The organism is Streptomyces sp. NPDC048516 (genome assembly GCF_043199875.1).
Taxonomy (GTDB): Bacteria; Actinomycetota; Actinomycetes; order Streptomycetales; family Streptomycetaceae; genus Streptomyces.
The window spans coordinates 25,555-43,640 of sequence record NZ_JBICWS010000021.1 but is presented as its reverse complement, the minus strand read 5'-3'; the positions used below and the strand labels follow the sequence as shown (position 1 = coordinate 43,640).

General features: G+C 70.1%; 16 protein-coding genes. 12 read left to right on the top strand and 4 right to left on the bottom strand.

Features of this window, described 5'->3' with window-relative positions:
• Positions 1 to 31: 31 nt before the first annotated feature.
• A complete protein-coding gene (locus ACGFR7_RS31275; RefSeq protein ID WP_393325676.1) occupies positions 32 to 931 on the bottom strand; it encodes a LysR family transcriptional regulator in 900 nt (299 codons plus the stop codon).
• Positions 932 to 1,174: 243 nt separating this feature from the next.
• Between ACGFR7_RS31275 and ACGFR7_RS31270 the strand changes: the two genes are divergently transcribed.
• The 5 genes from ACGFR7_RS31270 (at position 1,175) to ACGFR7_RS31250 (ending at position 6,649) form a co-directional block, all read left to right on the top strand.
• Positions 1,175 to 1,621 carry an ATP-binding protein gene (locus ACGFR7_RS31270; protein ID WP_393325674.1) on the top strand — a complete coding sequence of 149 codons (447 nt, stop codon included), beginning with the start codon at positions 1,175 to 1,177 and terminating at the stop codon, positions 1,619 to 1,621.
• 187 nt (positions 1,622 to 1,808) lie between these two features.
• Positions 1,809 to 3,113, top strand: coding sequence for an MFS transporter (locus ACGFR7_RS31265; RefSeq protein ID WP_393325673.1), 1,305 nt, complete (start codon positions 1,809 to 1,811; stop codon positions 3,111 to 3,113).
• 97 nt (positions 3,114 to 3,210) lie between these two features.
• Positions 3,211 to 4,581, top strand: coding sequence for a M20/M25/M40 family metallo-hydrolase (locus tag ACGFR7_RS31260; protein WP_393325672.1), 1,371 nt, complete (start codon positions 3,211 to 3,213; stop codon positions 4,579 to 4,581).
• A gap of 38 nt (positions 4,582 to 4,619) precedes the next feature.
• The gene (locus tag ACGFR7_RS31255; RefSeq protein ID WP_393325670.1) at positions 4,620 to 5,858 is read left to right on the top strand and encodes a CaiB/BaiF CoA transferase family protein; all 1,239 of its coding nucleotides are present in this window, start codon (positions 4,620 to 4,622) and stop codon (positions 5,856 to 5,858) included.
• Positions 5,855 to 6,649: an enoyl-CoA hydratase/isomerase family protein gene (locus tag ACGFR7_RS31250; RefSeq protein ID WP_393325668.1), complete on the top strand. Its 795-nt coding sequence runs from the start codon at positions 5,855 to 5,857 to the stop codon at positions 6,647 to 6,649. Before ACGFR7_RS31255 ends, ACGFR7_RS31250 begins: the two co-directional genes overlap by 4 nt.
• A 229-nt stretch (positions 6,650 to 6,878) precedes the next feature.
• Here ACGFR7_RS31250 and ACGFR7_RS31245 read toward each other — a convergent pair whose 3' ends face one another.
• Complete coding sequence (locus ACGFR7_RS31245) at positions 6,879 to 7,796, bottom strand: hypothetical protein (RefSeq protein WP_393325666.1); 918 nt, start codon at positions 7,794 to 7,796, stop codon at positions 6,879 to 6,881.
• 427 nt (positions 7,797 to 8,223) lie between these two features.
• On the opposite strand from ACGFR7_RS31245, the gene ACGFR7_RS31240 reads away from it, so the two are divergent.
• Together ACGFR7_RS31240 and ACGFR7_RS31235 are read left to right on the top strand one after the other, a co-directional pair.
• Positions 8,224 to 9,090 carry a helix-turn-helix transcriptional regulator gene (locus ACGFR7_RS31240; protein ID WP_393325664.1) on the top strand — a complete coding sequence of 289 codons (867 nt, stop codon included), beginning with the start codon at positions 8,224 to 8,226 and terminating at the stop codon, positions 9,088 to 9,090.
• A 44-nt stretch (positions 9,091 to 9,134) separates the two neighbouring features.
• Positions 9,135 to 10,118: a zinc-binding alcohol dehydrogenase family protein gene (locus ACGFR7_RS31235; RefSeq protein ID WP_393325662.1), complete on the top strand. Its 984-nt coding sequence runs from the start codon at positions 9,135 to 9,137 to the stop codon at positions 10,116 to 10,118.
• A 371-nt stretch (positions 10,119 to 10,489) separates the two neighbouring features.
• Here the strand turns inward: ACGFR7_RS31235 and ACGFR7_RS31230 are convergent, their stop codons facing one another.
• Entirely contained in the window at positions 10,490 to 11,110 is a 621-nt protein-coding gene (locus ACGFR7_RS31230; protein WP_393325660.1) for a TetR/AcrR family transcriptional regulator, read from the bottom strand.
• 36 nt (positions 11,111 to 11,146) lie between these two features.
• Here ACGFR7_RS31230 and ACGFR7_RS31225 point away from each other — a divergent pair, with 36 nt between their 5' ends.
• From ACGFR7_RS31225 to ACGFR7_RS31215, 3 genes are all read left to right on the top strand, one after another.
• Positions 11,147 to 11,947: an alpha/beta fold hydrolase gene (locus tag ACGFR7_RS31225; protein ID WP_393325658.1), complete on the top strand. Its 801-nt coding sequence runs from the start codon at positions 11,147 to 11,149 to the stop codon at positions 11,945 to 11,947.
• Between the two features lie 290 nt (positions 11,948 to 12,237).
• Positions 12,238 to 12,981 (top strand): DUF4232 domain-containing protein, encoded by a 744-nt coding sequence (locus ACGFR7_RS31220; protein WP_393325656.1) that lies wholly within the window; start codon positions 12,238 to 12,240, stop codon positions 12,979 to 12,981.
• 558 nt (positions 12,982 to 13,539) lie between these two features.
• The gene (locus tag ACGFR7_RS31215; protein WP_393325654.1) at positions 13,540 to 14,637 is read left to right on the top strand and encodes a PP2C family protein-serine/threonine phosphatase; all 1,098 of its coding nucleotides are present in this window, start codon (positions 13,540 to 13,542) and stop codon (positions 14,635 to 14,637) included.
• Between the two features lie 421 nt (positions 14,638 to 15,058).
• On the opposite strand, the gene ACGFR7_RS31210 is transcribed toward ACGFR7_RS31215, so the two are convergent.
• Positions 15,059 to 15,919, bottom strand: a complete 861-nt coding sequence (locus tag ACGFR7_RS31210) for a helix-turn-helix transcriptional regulator (protein ID WP_393325652.1) — start codon at positions 15,917 to 15,919, stop codon at positions 15,059 to 15,061.
• Positions 15,920 to 16,005: 86 nt separating this feature from the next.
• On the opposite strand from ACGFR7_RS31210, the gene ACGFR7_RS31205 reads away from it, so the two are divergent.
• Both ACGFR7_RS31205 and ACGFR7_RS31200 read left to right on the top strand, forming a co-directional pair.
• Positions 16,006 to 16,878 (top strand): SDR family NAD(P)-dependent oxidoreductase, encoded by an 873-nt coding sequence (locus ACGFR7_RS31205; protein ID WP_393325650.1) that lies wholly within the window; start codon positions 16,006 to 16,008, stop codon positions 16,876 to 16,878.
• Positions 16,879 to 17,048: 170 nt separating this feature from the next.
• Positions 17,049 to 18,023 carry a DUF5996 family protein gene (locus ACGFR7_RS31200; RefSeq protein WP_393325648.1) on the top strand — a complete coding sequence of 325 codons (975 nt, stop codon included), beginning with the start codon at positions 17,049 to 17,051 and terminating at the stop codon, positions 18,021 to 18,023.
• Positions 18,024 to 18,086 lie beyond the last annotated feature (63 nt).

The window sequence follows — 18,086 nt, the reverse complement described above, 5'->3', positions numbered from 1 at the left end:
AGTAGCGGGGCAACGGTCCCGGGCGTCGGCGTCATACCCTCGTCTCTCCCAGCCGGTCGATGAGGTGGTCGGCGAATTCCTGTACCACCGCGGTGAGTTGGCGGCCGACCATGGCCTGGATCTGGATGGTCCGGAGGTGCATTTCCGGATTGAGGATGGCGATGGCCTTCAGTCCGTCGCCGCGCAGGCGTCCGTGGACGCTGATGTGGCCGACCATGGACACGGCGTTGGCCTCTTTCACGAAGGCCGACAGGGCGCTGGAGCTGGAACTGACCAGCAGGGGTTCGAAGCTGATTCCCTCGATCGCGCAGCAGAGGTCGAAAAGACTCCGGTTCGTGGCGCCTTCCTCCGTGAGTACGACCGGATACGGGAGGAGGTCGCGCAGATGGATTTCGTTGCGGTCGGCGAGGGGGTGGTCGGAGCGGACCAGGGCCTGGATCGGGGCGCGCTGGGCGTGAATCACGCGGACGTCCGGAATGGGTGCGAGACTGAACGTCATGGCGAGGTCGGCCGTGCCGTCCTGAACCATTCGAGTGGCCTGCGAGGGAGGCACCACGGGAAGCTGGAAGGTGGTGCCCGGGTGGTCCTTGCGGAAGGAGGCCATGGCGTGCGGGAGGAATTCCTGCGCGATGCCCTGTGAAGTGGCCACCCGGACAATGGTCCCCAGCCGGCCGCGGCCGCGGATGTCCGCGAGCACCTGATCGGTTTCCAGTGCGGCGCGGCGCGCATAAGCGGCCAAGAGGGCGCCGGCCTCACTCGGTACCATTCCGCGCGGGCGGCGCTCGAACAGCGGCACCCCGATTTCCTGCTCCAGTTTTCCGATCTGCCGGCTGATGGCCGAGCCGGCGACCAGTAGCCGCCTGGATGCCTCATTGACCGAGCCGGTGCGGACCACTTCGAGGAAGTATTCAAGAGCCGGACTGTTCAGCATGCCGCCAGCATAGGAGGGCATTGCCTTCTGGGCAATGATTTGTTCTATAAATTGCGATTGTGCGAATACTGGGGTGGTGTCTACCTTCGTCCTATGACCTGCGGGCTCACCCGGTCGAGCGGACCGTAAGACGAAAAGCCTCTCTCGTACGGCTGACTCGTCGATCAGTCAGCGGTCGCCCAAGGTCCTTTGAACCGCTCGGGTGTGCATCCTCCCCGCAGGCAGTTGCGGCAGGGGAAAACGATGAATGCGACAGTTCCCACTGAATGCTCCGGCTCGTCTGCGATGTCGCGGCGGGAGCCCGAATTCCGCTGTCCGCTGCCGCACATCCCGGAGTCCGTCGGCCTGGTGCGCCGACGGGCGCAGGCCGTGCTGACCGGCTGGAATCTGCCTTCCGCCACCATTGAGGACGCGGTCCTGGTGATCTCGGAACTGGTCACCAACGCGGTCACCCATGCTCTCCCGCCGGCCGTGCTCCAGCTGTCGCGGACGGTGGCCGAGGGGTCCCGTGCGCTGCGTATCGAGGTCACCGACGCGGGTCCCGCCGGGTCCGTGCCCCGGCCTGCCGACGGCCGGACCCCGGTGGAACACGGGCGGGGGAACGGCATCGTCTCCGCCCTGGCCGCCCGGCACGGCACCCGTGTCGCCCCCGGCGGGATCACGCGATGGGCGGACCTTCCCGCGGTGTGAGGCAATCCGCTGTGCGTTGCCTTTTGGGCAATCAGGTGTTCTAGAAGTTGCGATTGTGCGAACGGTCGGGTGGCTCTAACGTCATCGCTCAACGAGTTGCCGGATCCGATTTTCCGCTTCGGACTCGCCCATCGGCGGTGCTGCCCTTCGCGGCAATTCGCCTGCTCGATTCGAGGGAGTGACACTCGTGACGACCCTGAGAGAGACAGATCAGATGGATGCCGAGAAGCCTGTCAGCAAGAGTCGTACACGGCGTGCCGTGCTCGCGGCCACCGCCGGGAACATGCTGGAGTGGTACGACCTGACCTCGTACGGATTCTTCGCGGCCTCGATCTCCAAGGCATTCTTCCCGGCCGGTGATCCGACGGTGTCCCTGATGATCGCCTTCGGCACATTCGGGGTCTCGTATCTGGTCCGGCCCTTGGGCGCGCTGGTCCTGGGAACGTATGCGGACCGCGTCGGGCGGAAGGCCGCGCTGCTGCTCACCATTCAGCTCATGCTGATCGGCACATTGCTGATCGCCGTGATGCCCACCTATGAATCCATCGGAATGGCCGCACCGGTACTGATTCTGCTGGCCCGTCTGCTGCAAGGATTCTCAGCGGGTGGGGAGTTCGGCAGCGCGACCGCATTCCTGGCCGAACAGGACCCCGGCCGAAGGGGATTCATGGCGAGTTGGCAGTTCGCCTCGCAGGGCGCGGCGACACTGCTGGCCGCGACCTTCGGCACCGTACTCAGTCTGAGCCTTACCGGAGCGCAGTTGGATTCCTGGGGCTGGCGGATCCCGTTCATCGTCGGCCTGCTGATCGGGCCGGTGGGATACCTGATCCGCCGGCATGTCCCGGAGACCACCGAATTCACCGACGTCGCGTCGGCGGGAGAGGTCGCGGCGGCCCCGGTCCGCCAGGTGCTCCGGAACGAGAAACTGCCGGTGCTCCTCATGATCGGAGCACTGGCGATGTCCACCGCGGTGGCCTACGTGATCATCTATATGCCGACCTACGCACACGAGGTCCTCGGACTGCCGTCCTCCGCCGGCTTCATCGGGGCGGCGGTGTCCGGCGTGGCACTGACGACCCTCACACCCCTGGTCGGCCATCTCTCGGACCGGATCGGCCGCACCAAGATGATGCTCATCGCCGGGATCGCCATGATCCTCAGCATCTACCCCCTGTTCCTGCTGCTGTCGGGCAGTCCGTCGCTGCTGGTCATGGGCGTGGTGATGTTCATCCTGGGTGTCTTGAAGGCCTGCTACTTCGGTGCGCTGCCCGCCTTGATGTCCCAGGCATTCCCGACCGCGACCCGCAGCACCGGCCTGTCCCTCAGTTACAACATCGGCGTCATGTCCTTCGGCGGCTTCGCGCCGGTGGTCATCACCTGGATGATCGCTGCCACCGGCAGCCACCTCTCGCCCAGCCTCTACATCATGGCGGCCGGCGCCCTGAGCATCGCCTCCCTGCTGGCCGCCCGCCGCTTCCTCGCCTTGCGCTGACCCCCCGGACGCCCTCCGCGCGGCCCTGCGCATGCCCGGCCGTACCCCGCCTGACCGGCGCCGCGCCCCACTGTGCCCAGAAAGAACGAGGCCAAGAATGACCGACGCTTCCCAGATCCGCGCCCAACTCCCCGCCACGCCGCGCGAACTCGTGCAGGGGTGCCAGGACGAACTCGTCGCCGGACTGATGGCGTACGTCAGCCATCCCAGTGTGAGCGCGACCGGCGAGGGCTTCCCCGCCGCGACCGATGTCGCCGTCGAAGAGGTCAAGCGAGCCGGCCTGACCCCGTCGGTGCTCGTCGGTAAGGGCCGGCCGCTGGTGGTCGGCCACCGCGCGGGCCCGGAGGGCGCGCCGCACGTCCTGCTCTACGGCCACTACGACGTCCAGCCGGCCGGGCCGCGCGAGAGGTGGGACTCCGATCCCTTCACCCCCGTCCTGCGGGACGGGCGGATCTGGGGCCGCGGCACCGGGGACAACAAGGGGCAGCACTACGCGCACCTACAGGCGCTGCGCCTCTTCGACGAGCACATCGGCGCGCTCCCCTGCACGGTCACCGTGCTCCTCGATGGCGAGGAGGAGATCGGCAGCCCCACGCTGGCGGACACCCTGCGCGCGCACCAGGAGTTGTTCGACTGCGATCTCGTGGTCTGGAGCGACCGTTCGGTGCATGAGTCCGGTGAATGGTGTGTCTCGCACGGGGTCCGCGGCATGATCCGTCTCCGGATCGGCGCCACCGGTCCCAGTCACCCGCTGCATTCCGGGAATTTCGGCAATGTCGCGCCCAACCCGGCATGGCGGCTGGTCCAGGCGCTGGCGAGTCTCAAGGACCCCGGCGGCCGGGTCCTCGTCGAGGGTTTCGACGACGGCAGGGAACCGCTGTCCGACGCCGATCGCGCCGCGTTCGCCGCCCTCCCGCTCGACCTGCAAGAAGTCCTCGGGGGCATCGGCCTCACCGAGATGGACCCCGCGTTCAACGGACTGTCCTTCTATGAGCGGCTGGCCGACCGCCCCACGCTCACGATCAACGGGATCACCACGGGGGACGTAAACCGGACCATCATCCCCGACACCGCGGAGGCGGGAGTCGACATACGGCTGACGCCGGGTCAGGACCCGCAGACGGTCTTCGAGCGGGTGGCCGCACATCTGCGGGTCCATGCCCCCGGGGTGACGGTCACCATGGTCTCTGGCGTACCGGCGTCCAGGACCCCGATCGACAACCCCCATACGCCCAGGGTGGCGCGGGCCATCTCGCGGGTGACCGGGCGTGACCCGCTGCTGGTCCCCGCGTACGGCGGCACGCTTCCCGACTGGACCTTCACCGGGATCCTCGGGGTGCCCAGCATCGGCCTGCCGCTGGCCAACGCCGACCAGGCCAACCACGCGCCCAACGAGAACCTCCGCGTCGACTACTTCCTCGATGCCACCGCGATCTGCATGGAACTCCTGCTCGAACTGGGTTCCTGAATGTCCGGCCGCCCGGCGAAACCCACTGGAACAGGGGCGTGACACCGCACATGCGCACCACACCACAGCCCAAGCCCTGGCTCGTCCACGACGGAGCCCTCACCGGTCTGAAGGTCCTCGATCTGTCCCGCATCCTGTCCGGGCCGTTCTGCACCATGGTGCTGGCCGACCTGGGCGCTGATGTGATCAAGGTCGAGGATCCCGTCTCCGGAGATGACACCCGCGCCTGGGGGCCGCCCTTCCAGGGCGAGGACGCGGCGTACTTCCACAGCGTCAACCGCAACAAGCGCGGTATCGCCGTCGACCTCAAGGACCCCGACTGCCTGCGCCTGATACAGGAGTTGGCGACGACCGCCGATGTCGTCGTGGAGAACTTCCGGCCCGGTACGGCGGCCCGCCTCGGCCTGGGCTACCAGGAGGTCCGCGAACGCAATCCCGCCGTGGTGTACGCCTCGGTCAGCGGGTACGGGCAGACCGGCCCGTACCGGAACGAGCCCGGCTACGACGCGATCGCGCAGGCGGTCAGCGGCGTCATGAGCGTGACCGGCGAACCCACCGGGCCGCCCGTGCGGTTCGGGGTGTCGCCGGCCGACCTGGCCGCCGGGATGTGGGCCGCCATCGGCGTTCTCGCCGCCCTCCGCAACCGTGAGCACACCGGCACCGGTGACTGGGTCGATGTGTCGCTGCTGGACGGCCAGGTGGCCTGGCTGAGCTACGTCGCCGGTGGGTACTTCGCCTCCGGCAGCGTTCCGCGGCGCTACGGTTCGGCCCATCCCACGATCGTGCCCTACCAGGCATTTCCCACCGCCGACGGTCACCTGATGGTCGCCGTCGGAAACGACGGGCAGTGGCGCCGCCTCGCCACCGCGATCGGGCTCGCCGCACTCGTCGACGATCCACGCTTCGCGACCAACTCGGACCGGGTCCGCCATCGTGCGCAGCTTCTCCCGCTCATCGAGCGCGCGCTGGGCGCCCGTGGCGCCAAGGAATGGGCCGCGCTGCTGACCGAGGCGCAGATACCGGTCGGGCCGATCAACACCGTCGACGAGGCACTGCGGCACCCCCAGGTCGTCGCGCGCGGCATGGTCACCGAACTCGACCACCCCGACGCCGGCACCCTGCGCACGCTCGCCTCACCCATCAAGCTGTCCGACAACCCGGCGGCCGTGCGCACCCCACCGCCCCGGCACGGGGAGCACACCGCGCAGGTGCTGACCGCCATGGGGGTCGGCCCGCGGAAATGGTCCGACCTGTGCGCGCGAAAGGCCGCGAAGTGACCGCCGTACCCGCTCGCGACGTCCGCATCGCGACGGTCCGGTCCGGGGCGGTCGCGGAGATCCGGATCGGTGACGGCAGCCGGCGCAACGCCCTCCCCGGCGCGGCCTGGGTCCGGCTGGCCCGGCAGGTCGCGGAACTCGGCGCCTCCCGGTCGTTGCGGGTGCTGGTGATCCGCGGGCACGGGGACACGTTCTGCGCCGGCTCCGACATGACCGACTGGGTGGACGCGGAGCCCGGCTACGTCGAGGACTCCTTCGCGCACATGGAAGAGGCGTTCTCCGCGATCGAGGACTGTCCCGTCCCGGTGATCGCCGAGATCCGCGGGGTCGCCGCCGGAGCGGGGTGTCAGCTCGCCCTCGCCTGTGACCTGCGGCTGATGGCGGATTCCGCCCGGATCGGGATGCCGATCGCCCGGCTCGGCATCCTCGCCAGCCCCGCCTTCGCCGCCCGTATGGTCGCCGTGGCCGGACCGTCCGTGGCACGGGAGCTGCTCTACACCGGCCGGCTGGTCGACGCCCGCACGGCGGTGGCGCTCGGACTGGCCGATCACCAGGTGCCCGCGGCGCAACTCACCGACCGCACCGACCGGCTCACCGCTGCCATCGCCGAGCAGCCGCCGGCGGCGATCCGCGCCGCCAAGCTGGCGGTCGGCGCCGTGCTGGGGCCGCAGCGCACCGCCACCGCCGTCAATCCGCGGCCGGCGGTGGCGCGGTCGCACTTCGGTCCGGCGATCGCCGCCTTCCTCGGACCGCCGGCGGCAGCCGCACCGGATCCGCCTCTCGCGCTCTGAGCGGGGAGGGCGCGCGGCGGGCAGGAGGTGGGGGCCGCCGGCCCGCCGCAGTCGGTGCCCGCGCTGGTCGGCCGGGAGCGGGATCACCGTCCGGATGCCGCGTTCGCGCACTGGGCAGAGGGGGACCGGGCTTCCCGCATCCGGCCCGCCAGTTCGTTGGCCCCGGCACGGTCGTCACTTTGACGTTCAGCGCTGGGGGGCCGCCCTGAACAAGACGCCTTCGTGACTCTCACGCCAAGGTATCGATCTTGGTCCGGCACGCAGTGCGCAGCATGTGCATCTGCGCGACCGCGTCCCGGTACGAGGGTGCGCCGGGGTTGTTGATCGCCTCCGTCACCAACCTCTCCAACACCTTCCGGGTATCGGAGGGGATGACGAAGGTCCCGTACTGGTGGAACCCGGTCTCCACCTTGTTGCGGAGCGTCCGGTTCAGCGCGTCCCAGGCATCCTCGGCGGCGTCCCGAAGCCGCCTTCGATCGACTACCGCGCCGCGCGACAGCCTGTCCAAGCACCGCTCCATCGTCTGCGCACGGTCATCCAATTCCGTGGCGAGCTTCCGCACGCGCGCGAACACCTTCGACGACGCGACTACGAGACCGACCACCACGCTGAGACATGTGGCGAAGACCGCGGGCGCGTAGCGCCCGGGGATCGGCAGATCGCGGATCAAGCAGACGAGGCCCACGGTGCCGCAGCACATTGCGGCCACCTGAAGGGCCGCGGTCCACGTGAGGCGTCCCCGCAGGCGCTCGTAGGCGAATGAGGTCGGCTCCCGCACGCCTCCGCCGACATGGAAGACCCAGATCATGACCAGGGCCAGGCCGGTGACAACGGGCTGGTCCGGCAGGAAGCTGACCGCCGCTACCACGACCGAGCCGAGAGTCACCACATACGCGGTCATTGGCACGAACGTGATCACCCGATGCCAGGTTTCGGAGCGTGCCACGCACCACGGCTTCACGACCCAGTACGAACCGAGCAGCAGGAGGGCCGAGAGGACGGCTGAGCAGCTGAACAGCGTTGGCGAGGTACCGCTGAGCGCCACAACCGAGAGGACGACGACCGCACCGATGCCGGTCGCCCCCGCCCACAGCCGCCAGGGGGCTGGGCGGGCTCCGCTCCAGGGGGATACGGGCTCGGGTAGCACGGGCGGCCTCCTTGCTTCGGTTGGCGCCTGCTTTTCCCGACGCCACTGCCGTCGAGGAAAGCATCCGCTACTGACAAACCGAGCGCTCGCCGCCAGGTAACAGCGAAAACCGAAGCCGTCTCCCGCCGGCTCTTGTCTGATCCCGTTGGAGGCTGCACGGCTCGGTGGTCGTGAACTGCGAGGTGAAGGTTGAATCTGGGCGGTTGGCCTCGCGATGGGTCAGCCTGACCTTGCAGCTTCGGCGACCTACCCCAGGCTCACCTCTGTCCAGCAGGCGACGCGAGGTCGGCGCACGGCGACATGAGAGGTACCGGTGGCTGGTGTGGGGTGAGGGCCGTCGGCGGCGGCCAACGTGGTTCCTTTCCTCAGAGCCGCGACGCTGACCGTCGGCCGGAGTCGTGCGAGCGCGCTGTTTAGGGTAGAGGTCATGACCAGCGATCGATCTGCCGTGTCGCGTGACCGCCGTCGCGTCGAGCTTCGTGAGTTTCTGCGCAGTCGCCGGGCTCGGGTCTCGCCTGCTGATGTCGGTATGCCGGATGGTGGGCGGCGGCGGACGCCGGGACTGCGGCGGGAGGAGGTCGCGGTGCTCGCCGGGGTCGGGGTGTCCTGGTACACGTGGCTGGAGCAGGGGCGCGACATCAAGGTGTCCGAGGAGGTCCTTGACGCGATCGCACGGGTGCTGCTGCTGGATCCCGCCGAGCACGTGCATCTGTACCTGCTGGCCGGGCTCAACCCACCGCAGTTCGCCTCCGCGCCATCCGTGCCCGCCCCGCCGCAGGTGCAGAGGCTGCTGGACGCCTGGTCACCGCGGCCCGGATACATCCGCGACCGCCACTGGAACTTCACCGGCATCAACGAAGCCGCCCGCATCGTGTTCGGTTATGGCGACAGCGACCACAACTGCCTGGTCTCGTTCTTTACCAACGTCCGCTACCGGGTCCTGCAACGGCACTGGGCCGACACCGCCCCAGACGTGGTCGCCGGGTTCCGTGCCGACGCCGCCCGCTATCCCGAAGACCCGGAGTTCGACCGCATCGCCGGGGAACTGGCCCAGAGCAGCCCGGAATTCGCCGAGCTGTGGGACCGCCACGACGTGGCCGAGCACACCAGCGCGGTCAAGGCGGTCGACCACCCAGAAGCCGGAACGCTGGTCTTCGATGCCACCCTGCTGCCGCTGCCCGAACTGCCCGGACACCACCTGATCCTGCACAACCCCCGCCCGAGTACCGACACCCGAGAAAGGCTGGAGCAGCTCATGGCCACGCACAGCCTGGTGGTGTCACACCCAGGATGAGCGGACACTGCCGGGCCTCGTGACAGCCCAGCAGAATCACTGCCATGAACAGCAGCAACACGCAGATGAAGGCAGTGACCATTCCCGAGTTCGGCGAGGCCGAGGTGCTCCGCGTCGAGCGGATGCCGGTCCCCGAGCCCGGCCCCGGACAGGTGGCCATCGACGTGGCCTACGCGGGCGCCAACTTCGCCGAAGTGCTCTACCGGCGCGGCGTGGTGGCCGTACCGCTGCCATTCGTGCCCGGCATCGAAGTCTCCGGCCGGATCCGCGCCCTCGGCGAAGGCGTCACGGACCTGACCGTCGGCCAGCCGGTGGCTGCGCTGACGATCGTCGACAGCGGCGGCTACGCCGAGGTGGTGGTCACCTCCGCGGACCTGGTCGCCCCGCTGGACGGTCTCGGCATCGGACTCGGCGTCGCCGCGGCACTCCCCTCCAACAGCACCACCGCCTTCCTCGTCCTGGACCGGGTGGCGCGCATCGAGCCCGGAGACCGTGTCCTGGTCCACGCCGCGGCGGGCGGTGTGGGCAGCCAACTCGGCCAGGCCGCCCGGCTGCTGGGCGCCGGCCGTGTGGTCGGGACGGTCGGCAGCGAGGCGAAGATCGAGACCGCCAAGAGATTCGGCTACGACGAGGTGATCCTGCGCGACCAGGTCGCCGAGGCAGGCGAGTTCGACATCGTCGTCGACATGGTCGGCGGCCCCTCCCGCACCGCCGGCCTGGACCTGCTGGCCCCCATGGGGCGGCTGGTGGTGATGGGTAACGCCTCGGGCGCCGAAGACGTCGGCATTCCCGCCAACCATCTGTGGTTCACCAACAAGACCGTCTCCGGCTTCAACCTCGCCGCCTTCTCCGCGGCCTTCCCCCAGGACACCGGGCTGGCCCTGCGCCGCGCCGTACAGGCCGCGGCTCAGGGAACTCTGCGGGTACAGGTCGAGGGCCTACCGCTGGAACAGGCTGCCGAGGCACACCGCCGCATCGAATCCGGGCACACCACCGGCAAGCTGGTCCTCACCGTCGCGACGCGGTGACCTGGGGCTGGTGTGTTCTCTGCCGAGGAGGTGGCCGGGGATGGTGAGGGCTCCTCTTCACCGGTGCGGGGCTCGCGATCTGCACCGGGTCGACAGGTCCTCGTCCCGAGCCGGGCCCTCACGGAACGTCGGTGGTCGCAGCGCGGAGGGGGTCCTGCGATTCCGTGCACGAATCCGGGTGTTGCCGTCCCGGGAAGGCGCATCCGTCGTGAACGAGCCTGGATCATGGTCTGGAAGGCCCGCTTGCCGTCCCGCCTGACCAGGACCTCCGCCGGCGGACCGCTCAACCCACCGGCCCGGCCCGGTCCCCACCCTCACCAAAAGAAGGCGGCGCATGCGGTGACTGCTCCCGGCAGTCACCGCATGACGAGTCAGGGTGTCGGTGACGTGAGGTGCCGGCAGATCAGCTCGTGGGCGAGGTGCGCCGTCGTCAGCAGGTCCTCGGGGGGCGTGCCGAGGTTGGCTCGCACGGACAGTCCGTGCACGACGGATTGGATGACTCCGGTCAGGGCCGTTGCGTCGGCCTCGGCGACGAGCTCCCCGTCCCGGGCCGCTCGCTCGATGCGTGCGTGGAGGGCCCGCTCGTTCCAGCCGTGCAGTTCGGCGTAGTGGGCGCTGGTGTCGAGCGTGCTCGTGCTGTCGGTCATCGCGGCGCTGCTGAGAAGACAGCCTGGATGGACGTCACTTGGCCGGGTGAACTCGTGGACCGAGTCGATCAGGATCCGGTCGATAACGGTCCGGAGGTCCTTTTCGGCGACCGCCTGCCGGTAGATCTCCCGGTAGCGCTCGGCGTAGGTCCGCACCGCTTCCTCGAACAGTCCGGCTTTGCTGCCGAAGGCGGCGTAGAGGCTGGAGGTCGAGAGTCCTAGGGCCGCGGTGAGGTCGCGGGTCGACGTCCCGGAGTAGCCGCGCCGCCAGAAGAGGCGGGCGGCGTCGAGGATCGCGCGGTCGCGGTCGAAGGCTCGTGGTCGTCCACGGGTTGGCTGGGGCACCCTTGCATTGTAGAGCGTTTGCTCCATAATCGATTTATGGAGCAAACGATTCAGAAGAGTCTGCCGGTCGGCGGAGGCAGTTGGGTCACGGTCGAGGTGTACGGGGAGCCTGATGCTCCCGGTCTCGTCGTCGTCCCGGGCGCGATGAGCGACGCTCGCGGGTGGCGTCATGTCGCGGCCGCCGTCGATGCCTGGCCGTCGGTGACGGTCGTCAACCGCCGGGGCCGTGCCCCTTCGGGGCCGTTGACCAGCACGTACTCGCTGCAAACGGAGGTCGACGACCTCGGCGTGATCCTCGACGAGTGCAAGGGCGCGCAGGCGCTCTTCGGCTGGAGCTACGGCGGCTTGATCGCGCTGCTGGCCGCCAATGATCGTCCACTGCGCCAGCTGATCGCCTACGAGCCGGTGATGCGACCGTTCGGCCGTCACATACTGCCGGATCTGCGGACCGCTGAAGAGGCGGCGGACTGGGACGCCACCGTCGAGATCGTGAACCGGCAGCTCGGCGGCCTCGACACGGCGCAGGTCGAGGCCCTGCGGGCCGACCGTCAAGGGTGGGCTGAATTGCGGCACTTGAGCAGGCCGGCGCACCCCGAGCTCGCCGCGCTCAACTCGGCGTCGCTACCGGAGGAGTTGGCGCGGCGGGCGGACCGTGTCGATCTGATCATCGGGCAGTGCAATCACGGAACGGCCCCGTACGGAACGTCTTTCGGCGACGTCCGGCGGCGCGTCACCCGTGCCGAAGTCCATGTGCTTCCCGGGCAAGGCCATCTGGCCCACATCCAGGCGCCGGCAGAGCTCGGCCACCTGCTCAACGGCCTCGCCACTGCCCGGTGAGCAACCTTGCCGGCGTCATGGCCTCGTGCCACTCGGTTCTGTCTCCCGGTCAGGGCCGGAGGGGCGGGGCCCCGAGTCGGCCGCGCCTGGTTCTCCGGGTTCTGGGGGTTCTGGGGGTTCTGGGGGGTCTCGGGGTTCTCGGGGTTCCCCGGGTTCTCGGCGTCCTTTCCCCTGCTCACGCCGAGGTTAGCCGGACGTTAGCGGAGCGGCGGCTTCGCGATAGTGGCGCCGGGCAGAGTGGTTGCCGTACCGAGGAAACAACGACACCGACTGCCCCGGGGGACCCCGAAATGCGCTCCAGTGCCTCTGTCCGCACCGCTCGTCGCCGCACCCTGCGTATCGCCGCCGTGACCCTGACCGCGGCCGCCGGCCTCACCCTGACCGCCTGCTCCGGCTCGGGCGCCACCGCTGTGAAGCCCGCGGGCCAGGCGGACACGGGCGCGGCCGCCGCCGACTCCAGCGGCGCGGGCTCTTCCACCGGGGCACAGGACTCCGACGCCCCGGCGGGCTCCGGTGGCAAGGCCGATCCCAAGGCGGGCGCCGCGGGCCGGCAGTCGGGCAAGCAGTCGGGCGGCGCGCACGCCCCGGGTGGTGGCGGGGCGGCCTCGGGTGGCGAGCGGTGCCACACCTCGGGCCTGAAGGCGGTGTTCGCCACGGGCGAGGACGCGGCCCCTGACCCGAACGCGGGGGGATCGACGACCACCAGCGTCGTGCTGACCAACAAGAGCGGCCGCACCTGCAAGATCGGCGGCTTCCCTGGCGTGGACCTCAAGTCCGAGAACGGCGGCGAGCGCTGGTCGCTGGCCCGCTCGTCGAAGACGCACGGGTCGATCACCCTGCAGCCCGGCGACAGCACCGACTTCACGATCAACGTCGCCATGACCAAGGAGGACAAGGGCTTCTACCAGCCCGCCTTCGCGGACGTCACCCCGCCCAACGAGACCAAGCCGCTCACCATCAAGTGGCCCTGGGGCACGCTCGTCGACCAGCGCGGCGCCACCCACCCGGCCACCTTCGTCAACCCCATCGGCTGACCACCTCAGCACTGCCCCGGCCGGCGCTGCCCCGGCGCGCCCCGGCACTGCCCTGGACGCGAGCCGAAGCACCTCCGGGCCCGACCAGCTCAGAACCCGAAAGGCGAACAAGCCAGGACAAGCATGATGTCGTGGCGTACTCGAATCGGTGCCGGTCTCGCGGTCGCCGCCGCAGCGGTCGCCATTCCCCTGACCGCCACCACCGCCGCTGCCGCCCCGCCCCCCGGAGACGGCTGGGCCCCGTCGACGGTGAGCGTCGCTGGTCGCTGGTCGCTGATCGCTGTCTGCTCTCGGCTGCCCGCTCTCTGCTCTCGGCTCGGCGGGGGCGCGTCCCCGCCGACACGGAGCCAGGAAAGTCCGCCGCCCGGTGCGACACACCGGGGCGGCGGACTTTCCGCTGCACGGATCCGCCGCGGGTGTCACAGGTTTTCGCCGGCCTTGCCGGGGGCGCGCGGAGCAGGTGCGACACCGCCGAAGCCGGCGAGGGGGCCCGGGGCGGGCGGCTGACTCCGCTCCGTCAGAGCGCTATGTTCCCTTTACGTAGATATTCTGTGAAGTGTGATCGAGCCTGAACGGCCGCGGCTTCGTCGTCGCCACGGCCGGGGGAGCCTGGTGCGGCTGTCGCCGGTGATTCTGACCGTCGTCATCGCAAGCCTGGCATATGCCACGCCCCCGGAAATGGCCTTCAGCCGCCTCCTGCCTGCGGCACCGGCCCTCGCCGCCGCCATGTGGCCGGTGCTCCCCACCGTCCTGCTGGGGACGGTCTGCCTCTTTCTGATGATCGGCCTCAGCATCGTGTTCCCCGGCCTGGGGACGTGGTGGACGGCTGCGGGGATCATCGCGGTCACCGTGGCGGCCGCGTACGGAAGCCATGTCCGGCTCCAGCGGGAGCGGACCCTCTTCCATGTGCGGCTCGTCGCCGACGCGGCGCAGCAGGTGGTGCTGAGTCCGATGCCCCGCCGCTTCGGGAGCGTCGAGATCGAGTCGCTGTATCTCGCGGCCGCGGCGGAGGCCCGTATCGGCGGAGACTTCTACGAGGTGGTCGACACGCGATACGGGGTCAGGCTGCTCATCGGTGATGTGCGGGGCAAGGGCCTGCCGGCTGTGGGGGCGGCCGCGGCGATCGTCAATTCCTTCCGGGAGGCGGCCTACGGCGAGGCCGACATGGTCAGCGTCGCGCGCCGGCTGGACGCGAGCAGCACCCGTTACAACGCCGCCTTTCCCCCCGAGGGGCCGATGGAGCGCTTCGCCACCGCGCTTCTTGTCGAGATCCCGCACGAGGGCGGGCGTATCGAGATCCTGAACTGCGGACACCCTCCGCCGCTGCTCCGGAACCGCGGGGAGCTCCGGTCCCTGGAGCCCACCGCCCCCTCGCCGCTGCTCAACCTCGCGGAGCTGATCGGCGATCACTACAACACCGACACCTTCGACTTCGCCCCCGGCGACCTGCTCCTTCTCTATACCGACGGGATCGCCGAGGCCCGCGCCCGCGACGGCCGGTTCTTCCCGCTGGCGGCCTGGATGCGCCGACAGCCCCCGACGCCACCCCACGAACTGCTCGCGGCTCTCCACCGCGACCTCCTCCGCTACAGCAGAGGACGCCTGGACGACGACATCGCCGCCCTCGCGGTGCGCCTGCGCGAACCCTCGGAGTGAGTCCGGCCCGGATGGTCCGGCCAGGCCGTCGTCGGGCGGCCGTTCGACCTGACGCCCGACCATCAGGTCCTGGCCGAACTCCGACTGGCACCACCCGAGCACAAGTGGCGCCGCGTCCATGAGATCGTGCTGCCGAGGCAGCCCTTTCTGCGGGCCCGGGGTGCCTGCCGTCACGATCCCGTTCCCTCTCCGGGCGACGAGGCGGCTCGGCGCTCCTCCGGCCGAAACGTTCCAAGTCGGCTTCTCTACACCGCGCTTACTGCCATCCGAGGGGCGCAAGAGCCCCCTCCGGGCAGAGCGCATCCGCATCCGCTTGGTACGTCCGGCCGTCCGGCGGTTCGGCCGGCTCGGGCGGACCCGGGCCGGCCCGGGCGGACCGATGACCGTGGCGGCCCCCCGGTGGTGCGCAAGGGAGGCACCGTCAGCCGGGTACCCCCATCCGCTGTGTGCCGACGACGGACAGGAGTCGTAGGGCCTCTTCCGAGGAGGAGCCGGGGGGTGCGGTGTAGATGAGGAGTTGCTGGTCGCGGTCGGTGAGGTCGAGGACGTCGCAGTTGACGCTGATGGGGCCGACGACGGGGTGTGCGAAGGTCTTGCAGGGGGTGGGGCGGGCGGTGACGTCATGGGCTGCCCAGATGCGGGCGAACTCCTCGCTGCCGGCCAGGAGTTCCTTGACCAGTCCGGTCACCTCCGGGTCGGTGGGGTAGCGCGCCGCGGCGGCGCGCAGGTGCTGGGCCGAGGTCCGGGCGAATGAGTCCGCGTCCGAGACGCCGTACAGACGCCGGCCGTGCCGGTACGGGCCGAGGAAGGCGCGGCGGAGGAAATTCCGGTCCTGGCGCGACAGGGCGGAGAAGTCCTCCATCAGGGCCGCGGCCAGGTCGTTCCAGGCGATGACCTCGTACGTCGCCGAGATCACGATCGCCGCGGCCCCCGGCAGCCGGTGCAGCAGATCGACGATGCTCTGCCGTACCTCACGCGAAGGTCCCGGCGGGGGCAGGGGCGGGGCGCCGGCGAGCTGGTGGAGGTGGTCGCGCTCGGTGTCCGACAGACGCAGCGCGCGGGCAAGCTGGGCCAGCACCTCGCGGGAGGGGTGGGAGGCGCGGGCCTGCTCCAGTCGCGTGTAGTACTCGGTCGAGATGAAGGCCAGCTGTGCCACCTCCTCGCGACGCAGTCCCGGGGTGCGGCGGCGCGGTCCGGCGGGCAGCCCCACGTCCGCGGGGACGATGCGCTCGCGCCGGCTGCGCAGGAAGTCGCCCAGCTCTCGTCGTACTCGTCGATTCACCTGCCCAGTGTGCGCGGAGGACAGAGGCCCAGCCAGGTACTCCCGGGGCCTGGATGAGCGGGGCGGCCGGACACAGGCTCGTCTGCATGGACAACACACGGATCACCCCGATCTCGCCGACGGCACCGACGGCACCGACGGCACCGACGACGCCGACGACGCCGGTCACGTCGACCACGCCGATCGCGTCAAGCACGTCCTCGGGCTTGCTCGACGGCAAGGTCGCCTTCATCACCGGTGCCGGTCGCGGCATCGGCGCGGCTGCAGCACGGCTGTTCGCCCGGGAAGGGGCCAGAGTGCTCCTCGCGGCCCGCACGGAGGCCCAGCTCAAGGTGGTGACCGAGGAGATCAGGGCGGCCGGCGGCACCGCGGACCATGTGGTGTGCGACCTGGCCGACGGGGCGAGCATCCGTGCCGCCGCCGACCGGGCCGTGGAGCTGTACGGGCGGCTCGACGTGGCCTTCAACAACGGTGCGACGGGGCAGCCGCCCGGCCCGATGGACCAGTTGTCGGAGGCCGACTTCGACCGGGTCTGCGCCGTCAACCTCAAGGGCCCGTGGCTGGCCATGACCGCCGAAATCGCCGCGATGCGCGCCACCGCGAAGCGCGGCGCCATCGTCAACACCTCCAGCGTCGGCAGTCTGATGGGCAACCCCGAGCTGCCCGCGTACGGCGCGGCGAAGCGGGCGGTCAACAGCCTCACCGCGTCGGCATCCGTCACCTACGGCCCGGAGGGGATCCGCGTCAACGCCATCGCGCCCGGCACCACGCTCACCGAGATGCTGGAGGACTGGGAGGGGGAGTCCCCGGGCACCATCGCGCAGCTCAATGCCCAAACCCCGCTGGGCCGCGCCGCCGACCCGGACGAGATCGCCCAGGCCGCCGCCTGGCTCCTCAGCGACCGCGCCTCCTACGTGACCGGTACGGTCCTACGCGTCGACGGCGGCATGCGCGCCTGAAGCCGACAGCTGCCGGTACAGCGCGGTCTTGGGTTGGCCGGGTGGTTGTGGTGCGTCCAGGTAGGGGTGTTGCGGGGAGGCGGCACGCCGCCGTGCCTCCCCGTGGCCATCATGGGCAACCGGTCCGCCCGGCCGTCAGGAGTGCGGGGCGGGAAGGGAAGGTGATGACGGTGGAGTTGTTCCCGCCGATCCCGTTCGCCGAGTGGCGGGACACCAAAGAGACGCTGCATCGCTTCGCGCAGATCGTGGGGAAGGTCCGGCTGGCCTCCGCTCCGCGGCGCAACCACTGGTGGAACGTGCCGTTCCACCTCACCGGACGCGGCATCACCAGCCGGCCCATGGGACAGGTCGACGGTAACCCGGTCTTCACGGTCGATTTTGACTTCGTCGGTCATCGGCTGGTCGTCGCGGCGCTGGACGGCCGGTCGCTCTCCTTTCCGCTCGTCGGTCAGTCCGTGGCGTCCTTCTACGGCGCGGTCATGGAGGCGCTGGCCGCGCTGGGCGTCCGGGTGGAGCTCGACATCCCCCGGCCGTTCGACCTGCCCGATGCCGGCCGGCCGTTCGCCGAGGACACCGAGCACGCGACCTACGACGCCGGGCATGCCACCCGCTACTGGCAGGTCCTCAGCCAGGTGGCCGCGGTACTGGAGGAGTTCGCCGCGGGCTATTCGGGGAAGGTCAGCCCGGTGCATCACTTCTGGCACACCTTCGACATCGCCCACACCCGGTTCTCCGACCGGCATATCGACCAGCCCGGGCAGGTCGATCCGGTGACCCGGGAGGCGTACTCCCGGGAGGTCATCAGCTTCGGCTTCTGGTTCGGCGACGACTCCTTCGCGGCGCCCGCGTTCTACTCCTACACCGCTCCGGAGCCCGCGGGACTGGCCGAGGAGCCGCTGGAGCCGGCGGCGGCACAGTGGGCCGACCGCGGTGGCAGCCACTTGGCGGTGCTGCCGTACGACGAGGCCCGTGCCGCGGCCGATCCCCGTGCTGCGGTGCTCGGTTTCTACGAGAGCGCGTATCGGGCCGGGGCCCGGCGTGCCGGATGGGACCGAGAACGGCTCGCCTGCCCGGGCGGGGTGACGGACCCGTATCTGCGGCGGGGGGAGACGGGAGGGGCGGCCTCCGGAGGGTCTGCCCTGTGAGGGCCAGCCCTGTGAGGGCCAGCCCTGTGAGGGACGCCCCTGTCAGGGACGGCCCAGTGAGGA